We start from the raw sequence: 18,320 nt of genomic DNA on the forward strand, positions 1-18,320 counted from the left end.
TGCGGCTCTCCGTCGCCACGTCCTTGCACCGCGCGCGGCTGCAGGTCGATCGATCCCGCGAACTGTGTCGCACATCGGAGCGTCGTCTGCAGGAAAGTGACGCCCTCTTGCGAAAGCGGATGCCATGGCTTGGCAATTAGACGGCCAGACGGCGGCCGTCGAACAGGCGCTCGCGGGCGGTACACCGCAGAGCGCCGGCTGGTTCCGCTTCTATTTCGAAGACCAGCGCTGGGAATGGTCCGAGCAGGTGCAGCGCATGCACGGCTATGAACCCGGAACGGTGACGCCGACCACCGAGCTGGTGTTGTCGCACAAGCACCCCGATGACCGTCGCCGAGTGGCCGTGACCATCGACGATATGGTCAAGAACCGTCAGCCGTTCAGCGCGCGGCACCGCATCGTCGACACCAGTGGCGCCGTCCACCATGTGGTCGTGGTGGGCGATCAATTCTGCGACGAGGGCGGCGAGGTGATCGGCACCCACGGCTTCTACATCGACGTCACGCCGGCGTCCACCAGAAAATCGGAGGACGTCATCACGGCGAAAGTCGCCGCGATCGCGGAGCGTCGCGGCGTGATCGACCAGGCCAAGGGCATGCTGATGTTGGTCTACGGCGTCGACGAGGATGCGGCTTTCAATCTGCTCAAATCGCTTTCCCAGGCGCGCAATATGAAGCTATGGCCGCTGGCGCGCCAGATCGCCGAGGACTTCGCCGCGCTGGGCAAGGAGGCCATCGCATCGCACTCGCGATTCGACCAGCAGCTGCTCACCGCCCACCTGCGCGCGACTAGCCGGCCGGAGTGAAGCGGACCGCGCCCAGGTGCATCCGGTCGACGGCTTCCGCGAACTCTTCCCGGGTCGGTATGCGCTCATCCCGGAACTTCAGTCCCATCATTCGCTGCGCGCGCTGCACACCGTAGGACTCGGCGCAGCGGTGGAACAGGTCCGAGACGATGCTGCGGTCGCGGATGAGTTCGCCGCGCATGGCCGTCGTCTTGCCGTCGTAAACGACCTCGGCGGCCGCGCCGTCGCGGAAGTTCTGCTTCCACGGGGCGCCGGTCAGCGCATACAGCTCGTGGTCGATCACGTGGGCGCTCACAGGAATTGTGAACTCCCGCCCCGTCTTTCGGCCGGCGAAGCTCAACACCATCAGCTGCTTGCGTGCCGGTCCGGCGAGCGGGGTGCGGAGCAGGAACCCGAGGACGGGGTTGACGAGACGCAGTAGCGCCGACGGGGGGTGCCCGGCGTCTATCGCGTGCGACTGTTCTGGCATGCCAACACCGTAAGACCAATCGGGCGCCACGGCGTAGGGAATTCACCGCCGCGGCGCCCGAGAGGCAGACGACGATCAGGGGGTGATCGTCGTCTGGTCGTCGATGATGTTGGCGGCGTCCATCAACGGCGCCTCGTCGGCCTGCAGCGCGTCGGCGTTGAGCTGCAGCACGAAAACCGCGCCCTGGCTGGGGATGACCACCGTCTTCTGCGCGACGGCCCGCGTCTTGCCGTCCCTCTGGTAGGAACCCTTGAGCTGCCAGGCCTGAAAGCCCCCGAGCGTGGATGCCACGCCGTTGCCGGTGCCCTGATAGCCGGGAAGTCCGAGTAGCTCGTTGGGGGCGTACTGGATGATCTTCGCCGTGTCGACGTCACCGGTCAGTTTCGAGTAGAGCGCCGAGATGGTGGGCGGATCCGACGGATTGGACGGCTGCGCCAAAACGATGCCGCCGTACGACGTGCCGGCGTTCTGGTTGATCTGCCAGCCCGCGGGCACCGGCAGGTCGACGTTGGGCCCGGGATCCCCGTGGTGCACCGGGGTCTCGGTGATGTGCGCGTCGCGAATGTAGTCGGCGATCGTCGGGCCGCCCTGCGCGCTCGGCGTCGCCGAGGTCGCCGACGTTTTCGAAGTAGAGGTCGAGGTCGAGGTGGACGTCGAGGTCGACGTCGACGGCGATGACTTGTTGCTAGAGCCGCACGCCACGAGCGCCAGACTCAGCGCCACGGTAACGGTTGCTGCGGTCAAGTGTTTCATCAATCAATCTCCCGTAGATTGGGCCGGTACCAGCGCCAGCCACGCGGAATGAGACTAGCCGACGAAGGTGGCAATCGTTGCTAGCGAATTTCTCCGGGCTCCCGGCATCGCCGAAATAACCCGCGAAGAGGCGGTCATGCAGTAGAGAACAGCTATGCGGTCACGCGCCCGTTACCGGGCCCTCATCGCGTTGGTCGCGGCGGGCGCCGTGTTCCTGACGTTCGTCGCGGCGGCCCCGCCGATCGCCTACGACGGCGAACCCCCGCTCGTGACCGATCCCGTCGACCACGTCGACACCCTCATCGGCACCGGGACTGGCGGTGAGACCGTGGGGGAGATCAACAACTTTCCCGGCGCCTCCGCGCCGTTCGGAATGGTGCAGTATTCGCCGGACACCGTCGGCAACTACGCCGGCTACAACTACGACAACTCGCGCTCCACCGGGTTCAGCATGACGCACGCTTCGGTGGGTTGCGCCGCGTTCGGCGACATCTCGATGCTGCCGACCACCACACCGATCGGCGCGCAGCCGTGGAACGCCTGGGAACGCATCGCCCACGACGACACCGAGCAGGGTCAACCCGGGTATTACACGGTCCGGTTCCCCGGCACCGGCGTGACCGCCGAACTCACCGCCACCACCCACACCGGACTCGGCCGCTTCCGCTATCCGCGCAATGGCCGGCCCGCCCTGTTCCACGTGCGTTCCGGCGCATCGCTGGCGGGCAACTCGCGCGCCACCATCGAGATCGGCGCAGACAACACCACGATCACCGGATGGGCGACCAGCGGCGGGTTCTGCGGCAAGAGGAACACCTACACGGTGTACTTCGCGATGAAGTTCAGCCGGCCGTTCATCTCCTACGGCGCCTGGGACGGCTATTCGGTGGTCGCGGGCGCCCGCACCGCGGCCTCGCCCTACAGCGGGGGTTACGTGGAGTTCCCGCCCGGCTCCTCGATCGAGGTGCAGACCGCGATCTCCTACGTCGGCATCGACGGCGCGCGCGCGAACCTCGCCGCCGAGGGCGGGTCGGGCTTCGACCAAGTGCGCGCCGCCGCGGTTACCCAATGGAATGCCACGCTGTCGTGCATCGCGGTGGCCGGGCGCAAGGTTGGCAACCTGGACACCTTCTACACCTCCCTTTACCACTCGCTGCTGCACCCCAACACCTTCAATGACGCCGACGGGCGTTACATCGGGTTCGACGGCCTCATCCACACCGTGGAAAAGGGGCGCACGCAGTACGCCAACTTCTCCGACTGGGACACCTACCGGGGCCTGGCCGCCCTGCAGGGGCTGCTCTTCCCGAAGCAGGCCAGCGACATGGCCCAGTCGCTGGTCAACGACGCCGAGCAGAGCGGTTCGTTTCCCCGCTGGGCGCTTGCGAATTCGGCAACTGGCGAGATGACCGGAGACAGCGTCGTGCCGCTCATCGTGAACCTATACGCCTTCGGCGCCAAGGACTTCGACACCCACACGGCGTTGCGCTACATGGTGCGCGCGGCGACCGAGGGTGGCGTCGGGTTGAACGGCTACGTGGAGCGACCGGGCATCGCCACCTATCAGCGGTTGGGTTACCTGCCGGACACGGCGGGGTTCGGCGCGGGCGCTTCGATCACGCTCGAATGGTCCGTCGACGACTTCGCCATCTCCCGGTTCGCCGAATCGCTCGGCGACGCGGCGACGGCCGCCGAATTCCAGTACCGGGCGCAGTACTGGCAGAACCTGTTCAACCCCAGCACCCGATACATCTCGCCGCGCAACGCGATGGGATTCTTCCCCCCCGGCCCGGGATTCGTCGAGTCCGGTTCGGGTTTCGGCCAGGAGGGATTCGACGAGGGCAACGCCGAGCAGTACGTGTGGTGGGTGCCGCACAACGTCGCCGGCCTGGTGACCGCCCTCGGCGGCCGAACCACCGTCGCCGCCCGACTCGACCGGCTCACCGAAGAGCTGAACGTGGGGCCCAAGGAGCCGTATCTGTGGGCCGGCAACGAACCGGGCTTCGGGGTGCCCTGGCTGTACAACTACATCGGCCAGCCCTGGAAGACTCAGCTCACGGTCGACCGGGTCCGCGGGCTGTTCGGCCCGACTCCCGACGGAGCCCCCGGCAACGACGACCTCGGCGCGCTGTCCAGTTGGTACGTCTGGGCCGCGCTCGGCCTGTACCCGAGTACCCCGGGGACGCCGATTCTCACCGTTGCCACGCCGCTGTTCGATAGGGCCGTAATCGCCCTTCCGCAAGGCGGATTCATCCGGATCTCTGCCCCGGGCGCATCTGGACCGCACCGCCTGAAATACATCGGCGGCCTGTCCGTCGACGGGGACGCCACCGACCGCACCTGGATCCCGGAACGCGTCGTCCGCGACGGGGGAGAGCTGAAGTTTTCGCTGGCCGCCTACCCGGACAAGTCGTGGGGCACCGCCGAGTCTTCGGACCCGCCGTCGTTCGGCGCGGGAAGCTCGGCGGTGACCGCCAACGTTTCGCGTCCCATCGTCGCGATCGCGCCCGGGCACACCGGCACCGTCAAGGTGGACCTGCAGCGGATGATCGATGGTGCCGACCGCTACCGCATCACCGGCACGTCCTCCGACGCCGGGGTCACGGTGACGCCCTCGTCCGGTCAATTCGGCGCCGACGGATCGGCCGCCGCGGATGTTCAGATCACGGTGGCGCAGTCGGTGCCCGACCAGTACTACGCGGTGTTCCTCAGCACCGCGGCCGGCGAAACCGTCAGGGGGTCAGTCGTTTCCGTGCTCGTTCGCAGCGGTCCCGACGAGCCCTGACCCCGGTCAGATCATCTCGTTCTCGGTCAGCCACCGCATCACCGGCCACCCGGCGAACACGGGCAGCCAGCAGGTCAACACGCGATAGAGCAGGACCGACGGCACGCCGACGGCCGCGGGTACGCCGAAGGCGGCCAGGCCACCGATCAGGGCGGCCTCGACGGCGCCGACACCGCCGGGCGTCGGGGCGGCCGAGGCCAGCGTTCCGCCGACCATCGTCACCACCGTGCAGGTTACGAACGAGGCGCCGCCGCCGAACGCTTGGACGCTGGTCCAAAGCGCCAGCGCCGCACCGAGAGTCGTCCCGGCGCAACCGAGCACGATCAAGCCCAGGCGCTTCGGCTCCCGGGCAACCTCGGCGAGGTCGCGGGCCACCTCCTTCACCCTCGGACGCAAGTCGGTCGCCAGCCACCGTCGCAGCCGCGGCACCAAAAGGAATGTGCCGACGAAGCCCAGCGCCACACCCGCGATCAGGTACAGCACCGTGGCGCTCGGGACGTAGTGCCGAAGGTCCATCGACGCGCCCGCGACGGTGCTGAACAAGATCAGCAGCAGCAGGTGCATCATCACCTGCACCGCTTGCTGCATCGCCACCGCGGTGGTGGCCCGCACCGCGGACAGCCCGCCGCCCTTCTGTAAATACCGCGTGCTGAGGGCGAGGCCGCCGACGCCGGCCGGTGTCGTGGTCGCGGCAAAAGTGTTGGCCACCTGGGCTACCGACAGCTTCCAGAAGACCACCGATTCGTCGGCGCTCGCCCACAAGGCGGCTGCCGCGCCCACGTACGTCAGCGCCGATATCACCAGGCCCAGCAGTGCCCACCACCAGTTCGCCCTACTCACCTGGGAAATGAACGTCGGCACGGTGCTGATGAACGGGTACGCGACGTAGACCAGCGCGACCAGCAGCACCAGCTGAATGACCTGCCTGCGGGTGAACCGGGTGATCGTTTCGGTCTTGATCTGGTCCGCGCCGGTTTGACGCTTCACCTCGGCGCGGGCGCCGGAGATGACGGCGCTGGCGTCGACGATCGATCGCCGGATCTGTTTGGGCACGGCCGTTTTGGTGAGCCGGCGCGAAGCGGCGAGCACGGTGTCCTTGCCGAACGCGTCGATCGCCGCGCCCACCGCGGACTCCGCGTCGTACAGCGCCGACGTCGTCACCAACAGTTGTGCGATGTCGGACTGGAGCTGGGTCTCGGTGGCCCCGTACTCTGCGTTGTCGAACCCGCCGAAGAGCACCGTGCCGTCGTCGACGGTGATCGTGGTCGCTCGCAGGTCGCCATGGGAGATCTGGTGGTCGTTGAGGGTGCGCAGCGATTCCCACGAGCGCTCGACCGGGGTCGTCATGGCGCAGTGGTCGAGCATCGTCCCCCGAATGGGCTTGTGGGAGTACAACATCCAGCCCCGGTCGAGGGGGGCCACGGCGATTGTCGACGTGTTCGCCAGGCCCAGGTCACCGATGGCGATGGCCATCAGCGCGCGATGCTCGACGGCGCGGCGCATCGAGGCCACCAGGGGCGCGGTCTCCCTGGCCCGCAGCCGCAGCTTGCGCCACAGCTGAACCAACGCGCCGCCGCTGCGCTGGTGCGGGCCGTACAACTCGATCAACGCCTCGTCGCGGGCCGAATCGGAATCCATGCAGACCGCCGACAACACGAGTGGCCCCGGTCCGGCGGGCCGGACCACCCGAAGCTCGGAGACCACGCATCCGCGTTTGGCCAGCGCGCGCACCGTGCCCTCCAGGGGCACCTCGAGGGCGGGGGTGCCGACGACCAGCACCACCAGGGCGCCGACGAACCACCCGACCGCCAGCCCGAGCAACGTGCGTGCCGGGACGATGGCGCTGATGAACAGGTGGATCGGCACGAAGGCCAGCAGCAGCGTCCACCACCAGTGCCTCCAGCGCGCGGGCAGCCAGGGACCCGAGACGGTCAGGACGGCCGCGAGCATCGCGATCCACCGCGGGTCGTCGAGTATCTGGGCCAGCGCGGTCTGCGGCCGGTCCATGAGGTCGAAATGCCAACGCGGCGCCGAGATGCCGGTGCCGCTTATCGAGAGCGGCAGCACCGCGAGGAGAGCCGCGGCCGCGTAGGCGCCGAGCATTTTCCATTGCCGCGCGGCGATCAAACCGATCAGGATCGCGAACGGCAGAGCCAGGATCGCGATGCCGTACACCAGGTACACGAGATCGGATTGGGTTGGCGTCAGCACCCCGACGATCTCCGAGATGGACTTCTCCAGCGCGACCCACTGCGGCCGGGTGATCAGCGAGCCGGCGATCACGATCGCGAAGAACACCACGCTCGCGGCGAGCCGCAGGATGTCGTTGGTCCGCCGGGTGATCGGTTGCAGCAAGTCGCCCGAAACGCTGATTTCGCGCCCGTCAACCCGCATGTCGAGACCTTAACCGGATACCTGGGCGCCAGCGGGGATGAACCTCGCGGACAGCTTGTTCACATGAGACGCGCGTAGGGTCGGCGAAGGTATATAGGTAGTTGAGCTAGTCGAATTGGGGGACACGAGGGTGACCAGAACGGACAACGACACCTGGGAGATCACCGAGAGCGTCGGCGCCACGGCGCTGGGCGTCGCGGCGGCCCGCGCGGCGGAAACCGAGAGCGAAAATCCGCTGATCAGCGACCCGTTCGCGCGGGTCTTCCTGGACGCCGTCGGCGACGGCATGTGGAACTGGTTCGCGGCGCCCGACCTGCCCGCCGAGATCGCCGAGGCCGAACCGGACTTGGTGCCCCAGATGAAGCGAATGGTCGACTACATGGCCGCCCGGACGGCGTTTTTCGATCAGTTCTTCCTCGACGCGACCCGCGCGGGTGTGTCGCAGGTGGTGATCCTGGCCGCGGGCCTGGATTCGCGGGCGTGGCGGCTGCCCTGGCCCGATGGCGTCACGGTGTACGAGCTCGACCAGCCCCGGGTGCTCGAGTTCAAGTCATCGACGCTGCGCGAGCGCGGCGCCGAGCCCACGTGCAACCTGGTGCACGTCCCGATCGACCTGCGCCACGACTGGCCGGCCGCGTTGCGGCAGGCGGGGTTTGACTCGTCGGTGCCGAGCGCATGGTCCGCCGAGGGGCTGCTGCCGTTCTTGCCGGCGGCCGCCGAGGAGCTGCTCTTCGAGCGCGTCCACGCGCTGGCCGCCGCCGGTAGCCGGATCGCTGTGGAGGCGCATGGCCCGGACTTCCTCGACGAGGCCGCGCACGCGAAGCAACGCGAGACGATGCAGCGGATCCGCGACCTGATGGCCAGGCTGGAGCCTGACCGCGAAATCCCCGACGTCCAGGACCTGTGGTACTTCGAGGAGCGCGAGGACGTGGGCGACTGGCTGCGCCGGCATGGCTGGGACGTCACGGTCACGCCCGCTGAGGAGCTGATGGCCCGCTACGACCGCCGGCCCCCGCAGGACGTCGAAGACGCCGCCCCGAAGACGCTTTTCGTGGCCGCCGAGCGCAGCGAGAGGGAGTGAGCGTGGCAAGGACCGACAACGACAGCTGGGAGATCACCGAAAGCGTGGGGGCGACGGCGTTGGGCGTGGCCTCGGCGCGCGCGGTGGAAACCGAGAGCGAGAACCCGTTGATCCGCGATCCGTTCGCGCGGGTTTTCCTCGACGCCGCCGGCGACGGGCTGTGGAACTGGTATTCCGCGTCCCAGCTGCCCGCCGACGTCCTTGCGGCCGAACCGAGTCTGCAGTTGCAGATGAAGGCGATGGTCGGCTACATGGCTTGCCGCACAGCGTTTTTCGACCAGTTCTTCGTCGACGCGAGCGAGGCGGGCATCCGCCAGGCGGTTATCCTGGCGGCGGGTTTGGACTCGCGCGCGTGGCGGCTGCCCTGGCCGGACGGCGTCACGGTGTACGAGCTCGACCAGCCGCGGGTGCTGGAGTTCAAATCGTCGACGTTGGACGAGCACGGGGCGCAGCCCGCCTGCAACCGCATCGCCGTCCCGGTGGACCTGCGTCAGGACTGGCCGACGGCGTTGCGGCAGGCGGGTTTTGACGCCTCGGCGCCAAGCGCCTGGTCGGCCGAGGGGCTGATGCCCTATCTGCCCGCCGCGGCCCAGGACCTCCTGTTCGAACGCGTTGACGCGCTCGCCGCCGACGGCAGCCGGGTCGCCGTGGAAGCGCTGGGGCCGAAGTTCCTCGACCCCGAGTTCCGCGCGAACCGTCGCGCGCGGATGGAGCGGATCCGCGCCCTGGTGACCAAACTGGACCCGCAGCGCCAGATCCCCAACAACGAGGAACTGTTCTACTTCGAGGAGCGCGAAGAGGTCGGCGACTGGTTCGCTCGCCATGGCTGGGCCGTGACGGTGAGGCCGGCCGACGAGCTGATGGCCTCCTACGGCCGCAAGCCTGCCCACGAGGTCGCCGACCAGGTGCCGGGGAACTTGTTCGTGGCCGCGCAACGCGCGTAGCGGTTTTGCGCCGAGCCACAGTTGCACGTTCGGTGATCCCACGCTCAGCGGACCGGCGGGCTGAAACGCCTACGCCTTTTCGTCAACGCCTCGCGTGCGCCATTTCCGAAATCCGTGCCGAGCCGCGAACGCGCCGATGATGGCGCTCACGCACCACACCGCGATCGCCGCATACGCCAGCGGCGACGACAGGTGCCCGATGGAGGCGCCCAGCGCGGTGTACGCGAAAGCCCTTGGTGCCGAACCGATCAGCGAGCCCACCGCCATCTGCCACAGCGGAACCCCGAACGCCCCGAACGCGTAGGAGGCGAGCGCATCGGAGATGCCCGGCACGAATCGCTGCCCCACGACCGCCCACAGCCCGCCCCGTTCGATCACCGAGTCGATGCGGCCGGCGCGTTCCTGCCCGAGCAGGGCCCGCGCGCTGTCCCGGCCGGCCCGGCGGCCGACGCGGCTCGCGACCACCGCGGTGCCCACCGCCGCGCCCAGCGTCACGAAGACCCCCAGCAGCGGACCGAACAGCATCCCGCTGCCCGCCGCCAGGATCGAGCCCGGCACGAACAGCGCGCCGAGGACCGCCGACACCACGGCGTAGGCCAGCGGCGCCGCCGGGCCCGTCGCCGAGACCGCGCGCCGTATCGCCTCGATGTCGATGACACGCGCCACGGCCACCAGGTAGAACATCGTGGCCAGGAACGCGCCGAACAGCGCGAGCCGGATGATGTGGCGGAGCCGGGATACAGGTGGGGATTCCTCGTTGTCGACCATGCTGATGGCAATTCTTCCGCACCCGGCAGTGGCGATAACGTCATCCTTGGCTTGTGCTTCCGCGCTTTATGATCCAGCGATGCCAGAATTGAGTATGCGCACTACCATTGATCTTCCCGACGACCTGCATAGACAGGCGCTGGCAATCGCGCGAGACACCAACCGCACCTTCAGCCAGACGGTCGGCGACCTCGTCCGCCGTGGTCTGGAGTCCGGCGGGACCACCGTGATCTCCAGCGATCCCCGGACGGGGCTGCCCCTGGTTAGCGTCGGAAGAATCGTGACGTCAGAGGACGTGCGCTCATCACAGGATCAGAGATGAGAAGCGACGGCGCCGTTCTCCGCGAGCGTGCTCATCGACGTACGTCGAGCGTCTGTGTCGCAACGCTTGTCATAAGCCGAGCGGTCTGCAGCCGGCGCGCCAGGCCGCTCGCCCGCACCGCCCGCCGGCCGATCGCGGCGCGCACCGACGGCTCAGAACCGACCACCCGGACCTTGACCTTGGCGCGGGTCACCGCGGTATAGAACAGCTCTCGGGTCAGCAACCGCGAATCCTCGGGCGGCATAAGGACCGTCACCTCGGCGGCCTGGCTGCCTTGGCTCTTGTGGATCGTCATGGCGTGCATGGTCTCGATGTCCGACAGCCGGCTGGGGGCGAAGTCCAGCGGTCCGGTGGCGCCGGCGATGACGGCCCGTAGCCCATCGGGGCCGGCCACCACCACCCCGGTGTCGCCGTTGTAGACCTTGAGCCCATAGTCGTTGGCGGTCACCAATAATGGCCGGCCGGCGTACCACGCCGAGAACGCGGGCTGACCCGTCTCCTCTGTGAGCCAGCGCTCCACCTGCCGGTTCCAGTGCGACACCCCGTACGGACCGCGCCGGTGCGCGCACAACAGCCGGTGCTCGTCGAGCGTGGCCAACGCCGCCCCGGCGGCGCCGAGCACCGCGGCCTCCCGCGCCCGCAGCGCGTGGGAGACCAGCACGTCGCGCAACCGATCGGCCGGGTGGTCGGAGTCGATCCACTCGACGTGCTCCCCGCCGGCACGCAGCAGCGCCACCACCCGGTCTTGGTCGCCGGTCCGGATCGCCTCGGCCAGCGCGCCGATCGACTCGCCGAATCGATGGGGCGTGCGCAGGGCGGCGACCCGGATGTCGCGCCGGGCGGCCAGCCCCTCCACCAGGTCCGCGAGGACGGCGCCGGCCTCCACCGAGGCGAGCTGGTCGGGGTCGCCCACCAGGATCAGCCGGGTGTCCGGGCGCACGGCCTCCAGCAGCCGGGCCATCATGGTCAACGACACCATCGACGTCTCGTCGACGACGATCACGTCGTGCGGCAGCCGGTTGCCGCGATTGTGCTTGAACCGCACCGACGTATCCGGCCGCGAGCCCAGCAGCCGGTGCAGTGTCGTGGCCCGCAGGCCGGCCAGGCGCGCCCGGTCCGCCGCGTCTTCGAGATTCTCGACCTCGGCGGCCACCGCCTCGGCCAGCCGCGCCGCCGCCTTGCCCGTCGGCGCGGCCAGCGCGATCCGGGGCCGCGGGACGCCGGCCTGCTCGGCCTGGCCGACCAGCAGGGCCAGCAGCCGCGCCACCGTCGTGGTCTTGCCGGTGCCGGGGCCGCCGGTCAGCACCGTAACCGCCTGCGACAGCGCGATTTCGGCGGCCGTTCGTTGCTCGTCGTACCGTGGCGACGGGAACAGCCGCTCCAGGGCGGGCACGCCGCCCACCGAACCGGATACCGAGAGCGCCAACAGGTCGGCGCACACCTGCTCCTCCTCGAGCCAGTACCGATCCAGGTAGAGCAGGTCACCGAACAGCCGCAGCGCGGGCGGCGACCCGAGCAACGGGCTGGCCCGCACCGCGGTCAGCCAATCGTGGGCGCCGGGCCACGGCAGCTCGGCCATGCCGAGCTGCGCCGCCACCGCCCGCAGGTCCACACACACCGAACCGCCCCGCAGCGCGCGCACCACGAGCGCGATCGCCAATGCCACCCGCTCGTCGGGCTCGCCGGCGAGCGCGGTAAGGCGCTGCGCCACATGGACATCCGCTGCCTCGAAGACGCCGGCATCGCCGAATTGCCGCAGCAGTCCGTCGATCGCCTGCACCGTCACGCGGCCGCCCTCCCCGCGTCGAGCAGATCCGACAACCCCGCAACCAGGGACGAGGGCGGCCGCCAGCTGAAAACCCCGGATGGATGCCCGTCGACGAGAGGCGTGTCCGCCCCGCACATCCCGCGCACAAAGAGGTAGAGGACACCCCCGAGATCGCGGGCGGGATCGTAGTCGGCCACCCGCCACCGCAGAAACCGGTGCAGCACAACGCTGTACAACAGCGCCTGCAGCGGGTAGTCGGAGTGCAGCATCGCCTCGGCCAGTCGCGGCCGGTCGTAATCGGCGGACGTCAGCGGCCGCTCCGGATCGCCGAGCCAGTTGGTCTTGTAGTCCACCACCACATAGCGATGCCCCGCGCCGTCGGGAATGCGCAACACGGCGTCGACCGAGCCGGTGAGGTAGCCGCGCAACGACTGGGCGCCCAGCACCGGGCCGGTCAACCGATCGGCGTAGGAGGCCAGCGCATCGCCGGCGGGCAACTGCTCGCGCAACAACGCCCCCACATCCGCCAGCAGAATCTCCGGTGCCGCCGCCCGCAGATCGCCGCCGGCCAGCGGAAATTCAAAATCCAACTCCCGCAACCGATCGCGCAGGCCGATCTGCCGCAGCGTCAAACCTCCGGCCAGCGGGCCCAACGGGGTGTCGTGCATCGGCACCAGCGCGTCGGCCAGCACCTCGGGCGCCACGTCGACCGGCCACCACACCGAGTGCTTCCGAATCTGCGCCTTGAGCTCGCCCGCCAAATCGGCGGCCAGCGGGTCGGCGGTCTCCAGCACCGCGTGCACCAGGGTGCCGAACTTCGCGCCCGTCGGCAGGTCTGCCATCGGCGAGGGCAGCTGCGGCCCGGAGGCGTTCTCCGACAACGGAACTGCGCCGGATTCGTCATCGAGCTCGGTGATCTCGGGCTCGCTGCTCACCCCGGCGGAGGCTGAGGTTTCCGTCACCCGGATGAGACCGGAGTAGGACGTGCGCCGCCAGTCGGTGTCGATGGTGCGGTGGAAGTGGCGGTAGTCCAGGTCCGACGACACCGGCTCGAGCGGCATCGACGGCAGGGCGCGGGCCACCACCGACTCCTCGATCACCGGGCCGCCCGCCGCCTCCCATTCCCGCAGCCGCGCCATCGCGTCGTCGTCGGAGATCTTGGCGGGCTCACAGCGGTCGGGGACGAACGACTCGCCCGGCCGGCGGCCGCGCAGCAGTCGTGACAGGCCGCCGTTGGGCTCGTCGTAGGCCGGCGACCACCACGCGACCACCTGCGACTGCGCCCGGGTCATCGCGACGTAGGTAAGCCGGCTCGCGTCGCCGGCGTCCTCCTGGCGCCCGAGCGTCTCGACCCTCGGGAAGTCGGGACTGTCGCTGCCGCCGACGTGCAGGCAGCGCACCCTGTGGTCGTGGAACAGCACGATGTCGCGTTTCGGCACACTGCGGTTGAATGCGAACGGCAGGTACACGATCGGGTACTGCAGCCCCTTGCTCACGTAGACCGTCATGATCTGCACGGCGGCCGCGTCGCTGTCGAGCCGCCGGTTGCGTTCGGTCGAGCCGCTGCGCTCGTCGCGCTGGCGGCGCAGCCAGTCGCGCAGCGCGGGCAGGCTGTAGTGCTCGCGGTGCGCGACGTCTCCCAGCAACTGCGTGATGTGTGCCAGGTCGGTCAGGTGGCGCTCGCCGTCCTGCCAGGACAGCACGCGATCGCCCATGCCCAGCAGCTGCGCGGCCTCGAAGATCGCCGCGACACCGCGTTCGCGGGCATGCCCCGCCCACTCCCGCAACGTTTCCGCGACGCGGTCGGTCAGCGCATCACCGCCGGCCGCCAGCGATTCCGCGGTCTCGCCGAAGAACATCGTCGCCGCCGCGGCGCGGACCATGCCGGGCCGGTGCGGCTGATCGAACGCCTCCAGCAGGCACAGCCAATCCTCGGCGGCGTCCGACGTGAAGACGTCGGAGTCGCCGGTGTACACCGCCGGAATGCCCGCATCGCACAGCGCCCGAAAGCAGGCGGCGGCATCCTTGTGCCTTTCCACGATCACGGCGATATCGCGGGCCTGCAACGGCTTCCCGTCGAATGTCGCCCCGGCGGCGAGCAGGGCGCGGATGTCGGCGGCCAGGTCGGCGCCGATGTGCCGCCGCAAACCCTCGATTGGCATGTTCGCCAAACCCCTGCGGCCCAACGTCGTTCGCGGCACCACCCGTAACCGGAACGGATCGTTGTGGGGGGCACCGGCAAGGCGGTGGCCCTGATGGTGCGCCTCGACTTCGCCGACCACGATCGCGGGGTCGCCGAGCTGCGCGCCGCGCAGCACCACCTGCAGGCGTTCGACCAGCGCCGCGTCGCTGCGCCAGTTGGTGCCCAGCGTCTTCTTGTCGCCCGCGGTCTCGGCCGCCCGCAGGTAGGTGTCGATGTCGCCGCCGCGGAACGCGTAGATGGCCTGCTTCGGGTCGCCGATCAGCACAACGGTGGAGCGCCCGCTGAACGCACGATCGATGACCTGCCACTGCACCGGGTCGGTGTCCTGGAACTCGTCGACCATCACGATCGGCCAGCGTTGGTGCATCCGCACGCGGGCGGGTGAATCGCCGGTGGCCAGCGCGTCCGCCAGCCGGCTCAACAGGTCGTCGTAGCTCAGGACGCCCAACTGCCGCTTGCGGGTATCCAGTTCGGCGAGCACATCTTTCGCGAATGCGACGCACACCGCCGCCCGCGAGCCGGGTTCGGGGTCCAGCGGCCGCAGCTGCGCCGACGGGTTGTTGGCCACCTCGCGGGCCAGGCGCAGCGCGTCGCGGTACGCCAGCGGCGGATCGTCGCGCTGTTGGCCGAAGTGGGCCAGGTACAGGTCGTCGACGATCTCGGTGACGAGCTCGTCGAGGCTCTCGATCAGGGTCACGTTCGCGGTGGTGTCGCCGGCCACGCCAAGCGAGCGCAACACCAGCTGGCAGAACTGATGGGTGGTCGCGATGGTCGCCGCATCGAATCCGGCCAGCGCGTCACGGAGGCGCTGCCTGCGGGCCGCGCGCTCGTCGTCGGTGCCGTCCAGCAGGTGGGCGATCAACTCATTGTCGCCGACCAACGACGGATCCTCGAATGCCGTTACGGCGGATACGATTTGACACCGCACCCGCTCGCGCAGTTCCTGGCTGGCGGCCCGGCCGAAGGTGATGAGCAACATCTGGTCGAGCGTTGCCGCGCCGTCGGCGAGGTAGCGGGTCACCAGCCCGGCCAGCGCGAAGGTCTTGCCGGTGCCCGCGCTGGCCTCCAGCACCGTGGTCGAGCGGTCGGCCGGCAGCGGGCCGAGCAGGTCGAAGCGCTCCATCTAGGTCGGCCTCCGTTCGGCGCGCAGCATCGGCAGCCAGAGGCGCGCGGCGTAGGCGCCGAGCCGGTTGTCTTCGCCGTCGTACTCCTCACCGGGCCGCGGGGCCTGCATCAGGTCCTCCAGCCGTGCGTTCCTGCCCCAGGCCCGCACGTGCGCGGGGGCCTCGTTCTCGCCCGGATAGTTAGCGGATTTCCAGCGATATTCCGCCTCGCGGACGGGGTCGTCACCGCAATGCCGGGCCGCCGCCCAGGCATAGGATGTCTTGACGGGCAACGGAATCGGCTCCCGGCGCCCGGCGTCGTAGATCGCCACCAGGTCGCGTAAGACATCGACGGGATCGCCCGCCGGCCGCCCCAGCCCCTCCTCCCGCGGCGTGGTGCCGCGCCGGGCGCGGCCGAGGCACACCGCCGTCCAGTCGTGGCCGGGGTCGTGAGCGATCAACGCCAGCAACGGGATCCACGATTCGAGCAGGTGCTTCCCATCCAGCCTGGAATAGGTGACCGAAACCAGCCTGTCGCCGTACACCGGCGACACCGTGCCGGTGAGGCGGCGCCCGGGGCCGAGCTCGACGTCGACGTCGTAGGCCCGTGCGTCCGCCCGCCGATGCCGCCGCGCTGCGGTCGCGAGCAGGGCGGCCTGATCGCGAATCTCGGCCGCCTTGCGCCAGCCCAGCTGGCCCGGCGGCAGCGTGCCCCGGCGCCACTCGGCCTGGCGCGCGTCGTCGGGCGTCATGCCGCGCAGGATGTCGCCGAGCATCCGGTCGCCGACCGTCCACTCCTCGAGGGCGTTGAGGTCGACGGGCATGGCGTCCTGCACGCCGTCGACGTCGCGGGGCAGCGTGAATTCCAGGGCGCGGAAGAAGCCCTTCACCGGATCCTTGAAGAAGTCGACGAGGTCGGCGAGGATCACGTCGTCGGGCGGCGGTGGCGGCAACGGCCCGGAGATGAACGGGGGCCGCTCACCCCGTTGGCCGCCGGCCACTCGCGCCGCGCGCAGCACGGTCTTGTCGAAGCTGAACGGGACCTTTGGCACCAGCGCGCCGGGCTTGACGTTGTCAATGTCGAACGGCTGCAACGGATGCGTGACGAGGACGCGTTCGCAGACGCCGTCCGGCACGGTCAGGTCGAGGGTGTCCAGCAATTCGGCCAGCGGCACCGCCGGCGGGCGCGTCTGGCCGGAGTATTCGTTGGCGCCGGTGTAGGTGATCACCAGCTTCTCGGTGGCCGCGCCGATGGCGTCGAGCAGCAATTGCCGGTCCTCCGAACGGATGTCGCGTTCACCGGTCATCGGGTTGCGCGCCAGCACGTCGTCGCCGTCGACGACGCCCACGCGCGGGAACACCCCGTCGTCGAGGCCGACGAGGCACACCACCCGGTGCGGCACCGAGCGCATCGGCACCATCGTGCACACCGTCAGCGTGCCGGTGCGGAAGTTGGCCCGAGTCGGGCGCCCGGAGAGATGCCGGTCGAGCAGGGCGCGGACGTCGGGCAGCCGCAACACCGTGTCCGCGCGCGTGCCGGCGTCGGCCAGCACCTGGGCGAACTCACGCTGCATCTGGCTGGTCTGCCAGAGGTCCGAATCGTCGACGCGGGCCAGCAGGGTGATCCCCTCGGTGAGGGCGGCCAGCCACTCGCGCAGCGGCCGCGCCCCGGTGAGCGAGTCCACGACGTGTTGCAGCCGGCAGACGAATTCGGCCAACTGCCCGGCCAGCTGGACGCGGTTGCTGCTGACGTCGTCCAGGGGGAGGGTGGCGTCGATCCAGGCGTGCGAGTCGTCCGACATCGCGACCCCGGTCAGCACCCGGTCGATGCCGAAACGCCAAGTGTTGTGGACGAAGTCGACGTGATACGGCCGGCGGTGCTCCTGGTCGAAGCCCCATCGGATGTTCGCCTGCCGAACCCAGCGGGCGATGGCCTCCAGGTCGTCGTCGGTGAAGGCGAAGCAGGCGCGCACCGGTGCGGCCTCGGCGAAGTCGAGCACCTCGCTGGCGGTCACCCGGCTGCCCGCCAGCGCCAGCAGCTGCGCGGCCAGGCCGAGGAGCGGATTGGTCTGGATCGGCGAGCGGTCGGCGAGCCGCACCCGCAAGCGGTGGGCGGGATGCGCGCCGTGCACCACGTCGCCGAGGCCGAAGTCGGCGACGATCAGCGCCGCGTAGGTCTCGATGTCCGGGCACATCACCAAAATGTCGCGCGGCTGAAGCGTCGGGTCGTCTTGCAGGAGGCCGAGCAGCACCTCGCGCAGCACATCGACCTGGCGGGCCGGGCCGTGGCAGCTGTGTATCTGGACGGAGCGGTCGTCAGCTGCGAGCTTGCGCCCTTGGGGCCGAACGGCATTGGCCGCGATGTCGGACTGCAGCCAGCCGAGCAGCGTGTCGGGGCGGCCCGGGCCGGGAAGATATTCGTCGGTCCGCGGATCCGTCGGCAGGCTGCGTTGCAGCTCGCGCAGGTCTCGCCCGAGCGTCGCCAGCAGCGGATGTCGCACGTCGCGGTGGCTGACGTCGGCGCGGCGGGGAATCGCGCCGTGGGCGCCGGCGAGCGCCCGCCAGAGTTCGTCGCTGGGATGCGGCAGCCACAGGTGCAGGTCGTGGTGGGTCGCCAGCGCTTCGAGCAACTGCACGTCGGTGCACGCCAGGCGGGTGTGCCCGAACAGCGACAGCCGTGCCGGCAGGTCGCTCGGCCCTTCCCGCAGCCGCTCGACGGTCTTTTCGTGGTGCACGTGCGGGGGGTCGGCTTGCACGCGCCGGACCAACGCCCGCCACAGTTCCGGCTGCCAGCGCAGGTCCTCGTCCAGGTTCTCCGTGTCGCCCGCCAGCCAGTCGGCGAGCAATTGCGGGCGTTGCCGGGCGTACGACGCGAACAGCCCCGCCAGCCGACGCGCCGTCGCATACCGTCGGCCCCGGCGCAGC

At 69.6% G+C, this 18,320-nt stretch carries 12 protein-coding genes; 5 read left to right on the top strand and 7 right to left on the bottom strand.

Going from position 1 to position 18,320, the window contains the following annotated elements; all coding sequences use genetic code 11:
• The first annotated feature begins 124 nt into the window (after positions 1–124).
• Positions 125–805 carry a PAS and ANTAR domain-containing protein gene (locus tag A5706_RS01285; protein ID WP_068126269.1) on the top strand — a complete coding sequence of 227 codons (681 nt, stop codon included), beginning with the start codon at positions 125–127 and terminating at the stop codon, positions 803–805.
• Here A5706_RS01285 and A5706_RS01290 read toward each other — a convergent pair.
• Positions 789–1,274, bottom strand: coding sequence for a hypothetical protein (locus tag A5706_RS01290; RefSeq protein WP_068126271.1), 486 nt, complete (start codon positions 1,272–1,274; stop codon positions 789–791). The genes A5706_RS01285 and A5706_RS01290 overlap by 17 nt on opposite strands.
• 75 nt (positions 1,275–1,349) lie before the next feature.
• On the bottom strand, positions 1,350–2,027 hold the full coding sequence (locus A5706_RS01295; protein WP_068126274.1) for an LpqN/LpqT family lipoprotein: 678 nt from the start codon (positions 2,025–2,027) through the stop codon (positions 1,350–1,352).
• Between the two features lie 154 nt (positions 2,028–2,181).
• Between A5706_RS01295 and A5706_RS01300 the strand changes: the two genes are divergently transcribed.
• On the top strand, positions 2,182–4,812 hold the full coding sequence (locus tag A5706_RS01300; protein ID WP_068126276.1) for a GH92 family glycosyl hydrolase: 2,631 nt from the start codon (positions 2,182–2,184) through the stop codon (positions 4,810–4,812).
• A 6-nt stretch (positions 4,813–4,818) separates the two neighbouring features.
• On the opposite strand, the gene A5706_RS01305 is transcribed toward A5706_RS01300, so the two are convergent.
• Positions 4,819–7,206: a lysylphosphatidylglycerol synthase transmembrane domain-containing protein gene (locus A5706_RS01305; protein ID WP_068126278.1), complete on the bottom strand. Its 2,388-nt coding sequence runs from the start codon at positions 7,204–7,206 to the stop codon at positions 4,819–4,821.
• 130 nt (positions 7,207–7,336) lie between these two features.
• On the opposite strand from A5706_RS01305, the gene A5706_RS01310 reads away from it, so the two are divergent.
• A complete protein-coding gene (locus A5706_RS01310) occupies positions 7,337–8,287 on the top strand; it encodes a class I SAM-dependent methyltransferase (protein ID WP_068126280.1) in 951 nt (316 codons plus the stop codon).
• A gap of 2 nt (positions 8,288–8,289) precedes the next feature.
• Positions 8,290–9,231, top strand: a complete 942-nt coding sequence (locus tag A5706_RS01315) for a class I SAM-dependent methyltransferase (protein WP_068126282.1) — start codon at positions 8,290–8,292, stop codon at positions 9,229–9,231.
• Between the two features lie 69 nt (positions 9,232–9,300).
• Here the strand turns inward: A5706_RS01315 and A5706_RS01320 are convergent, their stop codons facing one another.
• Complete coding sequence (locus A5706_RS01320; RefSeq protein ID WP_068126284.1) at positions 9,301–9,999, bottom strand: TVP38/TMEM64 family protein; 699 nt, start codon at positions 9,997–9,999, stop codon at positions 9,301–9,303.
• Positions 10,000–10,093: 94 nt separating this feature from the next.
• On the opposite strand from A5706_RS01320, the gene A5706_RS01325 reads away from it, so the two are divergent.
• Positions 10,094–10,321: an antitoxin gene (locus tag A5706_RS01325; protein ID WP_068126286.1), complete on the top strand. Its 228-nt coding sequence runs from the start codon at positions 10,094–10,096 to the stop codon at positions 10,319–10,321.
• Between the two features lie 31 nt (positions 10,322–10,352).
• On the opposite strand, the gene recD is transcribed toward A5706_RS01325, so the two are convergent.
• From recD to recC, 3 genes are all read right to left on the bottom strand, one after another.
• Entirely contained in the window at positions 10,353–12,107 is a 1,755-nt protein-coding gene (recD, locus tag A5706_RS01330; protein WP_068126288.1) for an exodeoxyribonuclease V subunit alpha, read from the bottom strand.
• Positions 12,104–15,415 carry an exodeoxyribonuclease V subunit beta gene (recB, locus tag A5706_RS01335; protein WP_068126290.1) on the bottom strand — a complete coding sequence of 1,104 codons (3,312 nt, stop codon included), beginning with the start codon at positions 15,413–15,415 and terminating at the stop codon, positions 12,104–12,106. Before recB ends, recD begins: the two co-directional genes overlap by 4 nt.
• A partial coding sequence (recC, locus tag A5706_RS01340; protein WP_068126292.1) for an exodeoxyribonuclease V subunit gamma occupies positions 15,416–18,320 on the bottom strand: 2,905 nt, incomplete at its 5' end.

Origin of the sequence: Mycobacterium sp. E796 (assembly GCF_001672815.1) — a bacterium.
Taxonomy (GTDB): Bacteria; Actinomycetota; Actinomycetes; order Mycobacteriales; family Mycobacteriaceae; genus Mycobacterium.